11 protein-coding genes and 1 pseudogene are annotated in these 9,568 nt (G+C 68.7%); 8 read left to right on the forward strand and 4 right to left on the reverse strand.

The window, feature by feature from the left end; translation table 11 throughout:
• The first annotated feature begins 162 nt into the window (after positions 1-162).
• The 3 genes from ABTZ59_RS36520 to ABTZ59_RS36530 all read left to right on the forward strand — a co-directional run bounded on the left by ABTZ59_RS36520 (position 163) and on the right by ABTZ59_RS36530 (position 2,414).
• Positions 163-1,308 (forward strand): GAF domain-containing sensor histidine kinase, encoded by a 1,146-nt coding sequence (locus ABTZ59_RS36520; RefSeq protein ID WP_351425524.1) that lies wholly within the window; start codon positions 163-165, stop codon positions 1,306-1,308.
• 43 nt (positions 1,309-1,351) lie between these two features.
• A complete protein-coding gene (locus ABTZ59_RS36525; protein ID WP_351425557.1) occupies positions 1,352-1,999 on the forward strand; it encodes a response regulator in 648 nt (215 codons plus the stop codon).
• 166 nt (positions 2,000-2,165) lie between these two features.
• Positions 2,166-2,414: a chaplin gene (locus tag ABTZ59_RS36530; RefSeq protein WP_249950544.1), complete on the forward strand. Its 249-nt coding sequence runs from the start codon at positions 2,166-2,168 to the stop codon at positions 2,412-2,414.
• A gap of 187 nt (positions 2,415-2,601) precedes the next feature.
• Here the strand turns inward: ABTZ59_RS36530 and ABTZ59_RS36535 are convergent, their stop codons facing one another.
• A complete protein-coding gene (locus ABTZ59_RS36535; RefSeq protein WP_351425528.1) occupies positions 2,602-3,399 on the reverse strand; it encodes an Rv1486c family protein in 798 nt (265 codons plus the stop codon).
• A 126-nt stretch (positions 3,400-3,525) separates the two neighbouring features.
• On the opposite strand from ABTZ59_RS36535, the gene ABTZ59_RS36540 reads away from it, so the two are divergent.
• The 4 genes from ABTZ59_RS36540 (at position 3,526) to ABTZ59_RS36555 (ending at position 6,683) form a co-directional block, all read left to right on the forward strand.
• Entirely contained in the window at positions 3,526-4,317 is a 792-nt protein-coding gene (locus ABTZ59_RS36540) for an ABC transporter ATP-binding protein (protein WP_351425533.1), read from the forward strand.
• Positions 4,318-4,396: 79 nt separating this feature from the next.
• Positions 4,397-4,825, forward strand: a complete 429-nt coding sequence (locus ABTZ59_RS36545) for an NfeD family protein (protein WP_351425537.1) — start codon at positions 4,397-4,399, stop codon at positions 4,823-4,825.
• 90 nt (positions 4,826-4,915) lie between these two features.
• Positions 4,916-5,845 (forward strand): SPFH domain-containing protein, encoded by a 930-nt coding sequence (locus ABTZ59_RS36550; RefSeq protein WP_129769718.1) that lies wholly within the window; start codon positions 4,916-4,918, stop codon positions 5,843-5,845.
• Positions 5,846-5,906: 61 nt separating this feature from the next.
• Positions 5,907-6,683 carry a sulfite exporter TauE/SafE family protein gene (locus tag ABTZ59_RS36555; RefSeq protein ID WP_351425542.1) on the forward strand — a complete coding sequence of 259 codons (777 nt, stop codon included), beginning with the start codon at positions 5,907-5,909 and terminating at the stop codon, positions 6,681-6,683.
• Positions 6,684-6,792: 109 nt separating this feature from the next.
• Here ABTZ59_RS36555 and ABTZ59_RS36560 read toward each other — a convergent pair whose 3' ends face one another.
• From ABTZ59_RS36560 to ABTZ59_RS36570, 3 genes and pseudogenes are all read right to left on the reverse strand, one after another.
• Positions 6,793-7,305 (reverse strand): HNH endonuclease, encoded by a 513-nt coding sequence (locus tag ABTZ59_RS36560; protein WP_351425545.1) that lies wholly within the window; start codon positions 7,303-7,305, stop codon positions 6,793-6,795.
• Positions 7,306-7,457: 152 nt separating this feature from the next.
• Positions 7,458-7,553: pseudogene (locus ABTZ59_RS36565) on the reverse strand (YbhB/YbcL family Raf kinase inhibitor-like protein); the annotation flags it as partial.
• A gap of 152 nt (positions 7,554-7,705) precedes the next feature.
• On the reverse strand, positions 7,706-8,488 hold the full coding sequence (locus ABTZ59_RS36570) for a sporulation protein (RefSeq protein WP_351425549.1): 783 nt from the start codon (positions 8,486-8,488) through the stop codon (positions 7,706-7,708).
• Positions 8,489-8,561: 73 nt separating this feature from the next.
• Here ABTZ59_RS36570 and ABTZ59_RS36575 point away from each other — a divergent pair, with 73 nt between their 5' ends.
• The gene (locus ABTZ59_RS36575) at positions 8,562-9,203 is read left to right on the forward strand and encodes a DNA-3-methyladenine glycosylase (RefSeq protein ID WP_351425554.1); all 642 of its coding nucleotides are present in this window, start codon (positions 8,562-8,564) and stop codon (positions 9,201-9,203) included.
• Positions 9,204-9,568 lie beyond the last annotated feature (365 nt).

Genomic DNA, 9,568 nt, shown 5'->3' on the forward strand with positions numbered 1-9,568 from the left:
GTACGTCCAGTACATGGGCGATCCTCCGCCTTGCGATGCACGGCACCAGACGCCGCGGGCTTATCCGCGAAGATCGACCGGACAGGACCTAGGCCATCGGCCCTGGTCGGAGCCGATCCCGCGACCGATACCGGCCGCCCCGCCCGCCGGTACGGTGAAGCCATGAGCCATCGACCACGCTCCGGCCTCGCGGCCGTGAGCACCGCCCTCCTCGCGATGAGCAGGCATCTGGAGGTGCACGACGTCCTCAAGACGATCGTCGCCTCGGCCCGTGAACTGCTCGACGCCGAGTACGCGGCGCTCGGTGTGCCGGACGATCACGGCGGCTTCGCCCAGTTCGTCGTGGACGGCGTCAGCGATGAGCAGTGGAAGGCGATCGGCCCGTTGCCGCGCCAGCACGGAATCCTCGCCGCGATGCTCCACGAGGAGAAGGCCGAGCGGCTCGCCGACGTACGCAGGGATCCGCGCTTCGAGGGCTGGCCCGCCGCCCACCCCGAGATGTCGGACTTCCTCGGACTTCCGGTCAGGGACGGCGACGAGACCATCGCCGCGCTCTTCCTCGCCAACAAGCGCTGCCCCAAAGAGGAGGGCCGCTGTGGGTTCACCGAGGAGGACGAGGAACTTCTCTCGATCCTCGCCCAGCACGCCGCGATCGCCCTCACCAACGCCCGTCTTTACGAGCGCAGCCGCGAGCTGACCATCGCCGAGGAGCGCTCGCGCCTCGCCCATGAGCTGCACGACGCCGTCAGCCAGAAGCTCTTCTCGCTGCGGCTGACGGCTCAGGCGGCGGCGGCCCTGGTCGACCGCGATCCGGACCGGGCCAAGGGCGAACTCCAGCAGGTCGCCGCCCTCGCCGCCGAGGCCGCCGACGAGCTGCGCGCCGCGGTCGTCGAGCTGCGCCCCGCCGCCCTCGACGAGGACGGCCTGGTCAATACGCTCCGTACCCAGATCCAGGTCCTCGACCGGGCCCACTCCGCCCGGGTGACCTTCGACACCTGCGGGATACGGGCGCTGCCTGCCGCCCAGGAGGAGGCGCTGCTCCGGGTGGCGCAGGAGGCCCTGCACAACGCGCTGCGCCACTCCGGCGGCGACCGCGTGGACGTCACCCTCGCCCGCCGGGGCCAGGGCGCGCTCCTCGGTATCACCGACAACGGCAGGGGCTTCGAACCCCGCGCGGTGCGCCGGGCCGGCCGCCATCTGGGGCTGGTCTCGATGCGCGACCGGGCGAGCGGTGTGGGCGGCAGGCTCAGGGTGATATCGGCGCCCGGCCAGGGCACCACGATCGAGATGGAGGTGCCCGGTGGTTGACAAGGACAGGGGCGGCGCGGAGCGCTTCGCCGGACGGGCGGCGGTGGGTGACGGGCGGGCTGTCCGTGTGCTGCTGGTGGACGATCACCAGGTCGTCAGGCGCGGACTACGGACGTTCCTGGAGATCCAGGACGACATCGAGGTCGTGGGCGAGGCGTCCGACGGCGCCGAGGGGATCGCCCGCGCCGAGGAACTGCGCCCCGATGTCGTGCTGATGGACATCAAGATGCCGGGCACCGACGGTATCGAGGCGCTGCGCACGCTCCGTGAGCTGGACAACCCGGCCAGGGTTCTGATCGTCACCAGCTTCACCGAACAGCGCACGGTGGTCCCCGCGCTGCGCGCCGGTGCCTCCGGTTACGTGTACAAGGACATCGATCCCGAGGCGCTGGCCGGTGCGATCCGTTCGGTGCACGCCGGGCATGTGCTGCTCCAGCCGGAGGTCGCGGGAGCGCTGCTGGCCCAGGACGAGCCGGGCAGCGGCCAGGGCAGGGGCACATCCCTCACCGAACGCGAGCGCGAGGTGCTGGGCCTGATCGCCGACGGTCGCTCCAACCGGGAGATCGCCCGCGCGCTGGTGCTCTCCGAGAAGACCGTCAAGACACATGTCTCGAACATCCTGATGAAGCTGGACCTCTCGGACCGTACGCAGGCGGCCCTGTGGGCCGTGCGACATGGAGTGACGGGCTGAGAGCACACACGGGGATACGAATCGGATGATCGCACTCCGGTCTGAGTATTCATACCGTCGGGTGTATGTCACCCACACGGCGCATCCTGATCGTCCTTCGCGCGTTCTTCATGGCGTGCGGCGGCGTACCGCCGCTGTTGTTGATCACACGATTAAGGAACATCCCATGAAGGTTGCCAAGAAGGCCGCTCTGGTCATCGTCACCGCGGGTCTCGCGGCGGGTGCCACCGCCGGAGCCGCGTCCGCCACCGAGGGTGGCGCCCACGCCAACGGCGTGGCGCAGCACTCCCCGGGTGTCGGCTCCGGCAACGCGGTCCAGGTCCCGGTGCACATCCCGGTGAACCTCACCGGCAACACCGTGAACGTGATCGGCCTGCTCAACCCGGCGCTGGGCAACGCCTCGGTCAACCACTGACGCAGCGCGTTACGTGCCGCCGAGGCCCGGTGACTCCCTGGCGGGTGGGTACCGGCGCCTCGGCGGCCTTGTGCCGCCCCCTCACCACCCGGGTGCGCCTCAAGACCCCGGTGCGCCGGTTCCGCACGCTCCCGGTTCCGCACGCCCCCGGTTCCGCACGACCCCGGTTCCGCACGACCCCGGGACCTCAGGAAACGGGCGGCATGCCCCGCTCCCGCTCCTCGACATACGCGTTGTAGGACGCCACGAGCGCCCGTCGCGCGCACCGCTCCACCGGCCGCAGGGCCTCACCACGCGCCGCCATCTCCGACGCGCTCACCGCGCCGCCGTGGCCGTGCTCGTACGCCAGTGAGACCAGCAGCGCGATCCGCTGCGCCAGTTCGAGCACCCGTACGGCGCGCGGCGGATAGCCGGGCGCCAGCACCTCGCGCCCACGCTCCGACCGTGCCCGGTACGCGTCGAGCGCCGCCTCGGCCACCGGCCCCGAGGCCGCCACATCCAGCCGGGAGAGCACGTCCGTCGCCTCCCGCAGCGCCTCCGCCAGTTCGCGCTCCGCCTCGCCCAGCGAGGGCACGTCCGCCGGCGGTGCCTCCCGTACCGGCAGACAGTGCCACACGACCTCGACATGCTGGTCCCCGTCCGGGCCCACCGCGGAGACCTCGGGGATCAGTCCGTACGGCGCCCCGGCGGCGATCACGGCCTCCTCGGCCTCCAGCGCGCGGGCATTGAACTCCGGCGGGCCGCTGAGCCCCAGCGGATGGCCCGACGCGGGCAGCGCGATCCGGTACCCGGTCACCCCGAGCGCCCGCAGCCGGCCCAGCGCCAGCGTGAGCCCGACAGGACCGGCCTCACCGGGCAGCCCTTCCACCCGGTGCACGGCGTCGGCGCCCACCACGGCGGTCACAGCGTCATCCGGCGATACAAACCCGGCCAAAAGGGCATTTCCCCATGCGGCCAGCAGTCCTGAGCGTGGTTGCGAAAGCATGGCACCAGCGTAGGGAACGGACCTCACGGCCGGACCCCCCGATGGGTGGCGTAGGTTTTCCTTGGGTGACGCGCCTACAGGCGTACCTGAAACCTCAAGACGATTGCATGGGGAGACAACGCGCTCATGAGCGATGTACTGGAGCTGGTGGACGTATCCGTGGTCCGCGACGGACGCGCTCTGGTGGACGATGTCTCCTGGTCGGTCAAGGAGGGGGAGCGCTGGGTGATCCTCGGCCCCAACGGCGCCGGCAAGACCACCTTGCTCAATCTCGCCTCCAGCTATCTCTTCCCGACCTCGGGCAAGGTACGGATCCTCGGCGAGCGGCTCGGCAAGGTCGACGTCTTCGAGCTCCGCCCCCGTATCGGCGTGGCGGGCATCGCCATGGCCGAGAAGCTGCCCAAGCGCCAGACGGTCCTGGAGACCGTTCTCACCGCCGCGTACGGCATGACCGCGACCTGGCACGAGGACTACGACGAGGTCGACGAGCAGCGCGCCCGCGCCTTCCTCGACCGCCTCGGCATGACCGAGTACCTGGACCGCAAGTTCGGCACGCTCTCCGAGGGCGAGCGCAAGCGCACCCTGATCGCCCGCGCGATGATGACCGACCCCGAACTGCTGCTCCTGGACGAGCCCGCGGCCGGTCTCGACCTCGGCGGCCGCGAGGACCTGGTACGCAGACTCGGCCGCCTCGCCCGCGATCCGTACGCCCCTTCCATGATCATGGTCACCCACCATGTCGAGGAGATCGCGCCGGGCTTCACCCATGTCCTCATGATCCGTCAGGGCAAGGTGCTCGCCGCCGGCCCCGTGGAGACCGAACTCACCTCGCGCAACCTCTCGCACTGCTTCGGTCTCCCGCTCGTCATCGAGCGCCACGGCGACCGCTGGACCGCGCAGGGCCTGCCCCTCGGCTGACGTCCGGCCGGTCAACGGCCCTCAGCTGACCGGATATCACCCCTGTCGGGACAGGGACCCCCGCCCCTACCATGACCATGTGGAAATCGACGCATGGGTGTGGTGGCTGATCGGCGCTGTCGGACTGGGCATTCCGCTCGTCATAACGGCGATGCCCGAATTCGGCATGTTCTCGGCCGGAGCGGTCGCCGGAGCCGTCACCGCGGCGCTCGGCGGCGGAATCGTGGCCCAAGTCCTCGTATTTGTCGTAGTGTCCATCGCCCTCGTCGCCGTCGTACGTCCCTACGCGGCCCGCCAACGCGGCGCGAGCCCGGGCTCGGCCACCGGCATCGACGCGCTGAAGGGCCGTCAAGCCGTCGTACTGGAACGGGTGGACGGCAGAGGTGGCCGAATCAAGCTGGCCGGTGAGGTGTGGTCGGCCCGCACCTACGACGAGCGAGCCGCCTTCGAACCCGGTGAACAGGTCGATGTCGTCGAGATCGACGGTGCCACAGCCGTGGTGATGTGAGCCAACCCGGCCGAATGGTAAGCACATACGCCCGCGGTCTGAGAAAATCGATCATCAGAACATCCGGCAGCGAAGGGCCCGAGGAACGCGATGCCATCGATCATCATCGTCCTGGTCATCCTGGTGGTGCTTGTATTCATCGCACTGATCAAGACGATCCAGGTCATCCCACAGGCGAGCGCCGCCATCGTGGAGCGGTTCGGCCGCTACACACGAACTCTCAACGCGGGCCTGAACATTGTCGTCCCGTTCATCGACTCGATCCGTAACCGGATCGACCTCCGTGAACAGGTCGTCCCCTTCCCGCCCCAACCGGTGATCACCCAGGACAACCTGGTCGTCAACATCGACACCGTCATCTACTACCAGGTGACCGACGCCCGCGCCGCGACCTACGAAGTCGCCAGCTATATCCAGGCGATCGAGCAGCTCACCGTCACCACCCTGCGCAACATCATCGGTGGCATGGACCTGGAGCGGACCCTCACCTCCCGCGAGGAGATCAACGCGGCGCTGCGCGGCGTCCTCGACGAGGCCACCGGCAAGTGGGGCATCCGCGTCAACCGCGTCGAGCTGAAGGCGATCGAGCCACCGACCTCCATCCAGGACTCGATGGAGAAGCAGATGCGCGCCGACCGTGACAAGCGCGCCGCGATCCTCACCGCGGAGGGCATCCGCCAGTCGCAGATCCTCACCGCCGAGGGCGAGAAGCAGTCCGCGATCCTGCGCGCCGAAGGTGAGGCCAAGGCCGCCGCCCTGCGCGCCGAGGGTGAGGCCCAGGCGATCCGTACGGTCTTCGAGTCGATCCACGCGGGCGACCCCGACCAGAAGCTGCTCTCGTACCAGTACCTCCAGATGCTCCCCAAGATCGCCGAGGGAGACGCCAACAAGCTCTGGATCGTGCCCAGCGAGATCGGCGACGCACTCAAGGGACTCAGCGGCGCCTTCGGCAACCTGGGCGGTGGCATGCCGGGCTTCGACACCGGCAAGGAGCGCAGGCAGGACCCCCCGCTGGACTGAGCGCCCGACCCCTCCTGCATGATCGGTGCATCCAGCACCGATCACCGGAGGGCCCCGCACCGTGACCACCTGGGAGATGCTCGCCGTATTCGTCGCGGGCATCAGTGCCGGAACCATCAACACCATTGTCGGTTCCGGCACGCTGATCACTTTCCCCGTCCTGCTCGCCACCGGCCTCCCGCCGGTCACCGCCACCGTCTCCAACGCCCTTGGCCTGATACCCGGTGCCATCAGCGGAGCCATCGGTTACCGCGCCGAACTCACCGGCCAGCGCCGCCGCGTACTGCGCCTGAGCGCCGCCGCGCTCGTCGGCGGGCTGGGCGGGGCCGCTCTGCTGCTGGCACTGCCGTCGACGGCCTTCGAGACGATCGTGCCCGTCCTGGTCACCCTCGCTCTCGTCCTGATCATCCTCCAGCCCCGGCTGGCCAGGGCCGTCCAGGCCCGCCGTGCCCGGAAGGGCACCAGCGCCCGCCCCAGCGGCGGCCCGCTCCTGTTCACCGGAATACTGCTCGCCAGCGTCTACGGCGGCTACTTCACCGCGGCCCAGGGCATCATCTACCTCTCCCTGATGGGCATGCTGCTCGACGACACCATGCAGCGGCTGAACGCGGTCAAGAACATCCTCGCCGCCGTCGTCAACACCGTCGCCGCGCTCTTCTTCCTCTTCGTCGCGGAATTCGACTGGACAGCGGTCGTCCTCATCGCCGTCGGCTCGGCGATCGGCGGCCAGCTCGGGGCCAAGGTCGGCCGCAAACTGCCCCCCGCGGCGCTGCGCTGGCTGGTCGTGGCGGTCGGCGTGGTCGCCATCGTCCAGCTGCTCGTCCGCCGATACGGCTGACAGGCGCGCACGGACCGCCCGGGGCCTCCACGAGGCCGCGGACAGCCGGAAGCCCGCTCCCCGTGGGGCAGCGGGCTTCCTCCGACACGCGCTCTCACGCTCTCACGCGTTACGCGGCGGACGGCACCGAGACCAGCCAGTGCGGCAGCTCCGAACGCTCACCGGCCCTCAGCGACAGCAGCATGGCATCCGCCGGGGACGGCACGAACGGCTGGTACAGCAGCGGCATCCCCGCCTGCTCCGGCGTACGGTCGGCCTTGCGGTGGTTGTCCTCGGCGCAGGAAGCGACCGTATTCAGCCAGCTGTCCGAACCACCCCGGGAGCGCGGCACCACATGGTCCACCGTCGTCGCGCGCCTGCCGCAGTACGCGCACCGATGCTGGTCCCTGACCAGCACCCCCCGCCTCGACCACGGAGCCTGTCTTCGGAACGGCACCCGCACATAACGGCAGAGCCTGATCACCCGGGGCACCGGCAACTCCACCGCGGCCGCACGCACACGGAGATCGGGATGAGCGTGCTCGACAACGGCCTTGTCCTGGAGCACCAGCACCACCGCACGGTTGAGTGTCACCGTCGACAGCGGCTCGAAGCTCGCATTCAGTACCAGCGTGTCCCGCATCCCGCCCACCTCCCGTGTGCCGGCCCGAGCCCCATCGGGAGGCGTCGGGCCTGGATCAACTCTGGCCGGGCACGCCGAGAGGGACAACACAATAAAAAATGCCCTGCTCTGATCTCTCCAAGACCAGGGCAGGGCAAACAAAAGGTAAACGGTCAAAGGGCGGCCGGGGCCGCGTACTCGCCTATGAGCTGCGCACGAGCCAGCGTATGGAACCGCGAATTGAAGCCCACGACCGCGGGCGACGCGTCGAACACCCCGGTGCCCGCGCCCACGGGAAGCTCCGTGACGTCTGAACCTCCGAACAGGCTGTCCTGCCTGGCCGCGTGGCCGCCTGGCCGCGTGGCCGCCGACCGCTCGCGGCGGTGCGGCCGCCTCGCGGGGCCGAGCCTAGAACCCGCGCTCAGAACCAGTTACGACGGCCACCGACCTCGGAGAGCCACTGGTTGAGATACGCGGACCAGTCGGTGCCCTGGAAGTCGTTGAGCCCCACCTGGAACGCCCGGAACGAGTCGCTGCCCTCGGTGAACAGACCCGGCTTCTTGTCCATCTCCAGGATCACGTCCATCTCGCGGTCGTCCGCGACGAAGGACAGCTCGACCTGGTTCAGGCCGCGGTACTGCTGCGGCGCGAAGAACTCGATCTCCTGGTAGAACGGCAGCCGCTGACGCGTCCCGCGGATGTGGCCGCGCTCCATGTCCGCGGACTTGAAACGGAAGCCCAGCCGGATGAAGGCGTCCAGGATCGCCTGCTGCGCCGGCAGCGGGTGGACATTGATCGGGTCCAGATCGCCGGAATCCAGCGCTCGCGCGATCTCCAGCTCCGTAGTCACACCGATGTTCATCCCGCGCAGGGACTGACCGTCGATCGTCGTGATCGGGGTCTCCCAGGGGATCTCCAGACCGAACGGCACCACATGAACGGCCCCGGCCTGCACCTCGAAGGCGCCGCCGATGTTCTGCTTGGTGAACTCGATGTTCTGCTTGGTCTCCTGGTCGCCACCCTCGACCTCGACGCGCGCCTGGAGCCCGACGTTGAGCCCCTCGATCCGCTGATTCACGGACCCGCCCTGGAGCCGTACCTCACCCTGGACGACCCCGCCGGGGACGACGTTCAGCTCGGTCAGCTCCGTCTCGACGGAGGCGCCACCGGCGCCCAGACTCGCGAGCAGCTTCTTGAACCCCATGTTCACTCCTTCTAGTCCTGACCACTACATACGCGCCTCGACGGTATTCGGTTCCCCGGTAGGCTCATACGCCATGACGGAGAGCCCCGACCGCAGGCCGCTGCCCCGCGACTTCTTCGACCGGCCGGTCCTTGAGGTCGCACCGGACCTCCTGGGCCGAACGCTGATGCGGGACACGGACGACGGTCCCATCGAACTCCGGCTGACTGAAGTAGAGGCGTACGCCGGTGCGGTCGACCCGGGCTCGCACGCTTTCCGCGGCCGCACCGCCCGCAACGAGGTGATGTTCGGCCCGCCCGGTCACGCGTATGTCTACTTCACCTACGGGATGTGGCACTGCCTCAACCTGGTGTGCGGCCCCGTGGGCACGGCGAGCGGGGTCCTGCTACGGGCCGGTGAGATCGGCGTGGGCGCCGAACTGGCCCGCAAACGTCGATTCTCGGCCCGTCACGACAGGGAACTGGCCAAAGGTCCGGCCCGCCTGGCCACCGCCCTCGATGTCGACCGAGCCCTGAACGGAGCGGACGTCTGCGCCGGCCCCGACGCCCCCCTGTCGATACTCACCGGTACCCCTGTCCCGACTGACCAGGTCCGCAGTGGCCCACGCACCGGAGTGGGCGGCGACGGCGCGATCCACCCCTGGCGCTTCTGGATCGACGGCGACCCCTCGGTGAGCCCCTATCGCGCTCACGCACCACGTAAACGTCGAACTTGACTCGTGCTGTTCATCCGCCTAACGTAGCCCGAGCCGCTTTCAACGGGTCCTGCTGTTCAGCAGTCCCCGAGGCGGCCACCCACTACTTTCGACGACACCCTGACGGGTACGGATTTCGGCATGCCAAAATCCGGACTCAATCGCTCGATTATGAGCGGGGCAGGGATCCGGTTAAAGTAGTGAACAGCCGAAAGGCAAAAGGCCAATCCAAAGGCCATCGGAATTCTTGAGGCGGAACATGCCGAAAGAGTCTGATAGAGTCGGAAACGTAAGACCGAAGGGAAAAGCCCGGAGGAAAGCCCGAGAGGGTGAGTACAAAGGAAGCGTCCGTTCCTTGAGAACTCAACAGCGTGCCAAAAGTCAAC

This window comes from Streptomyces sp. NPDC094034, from assembly GCF_040303865.1.
Taxonomy (GTDB): Bacteria; Actinomycetota; Actinomycetes; order Streptomycetales; family Streptomycetaceae; genus Streptomyces.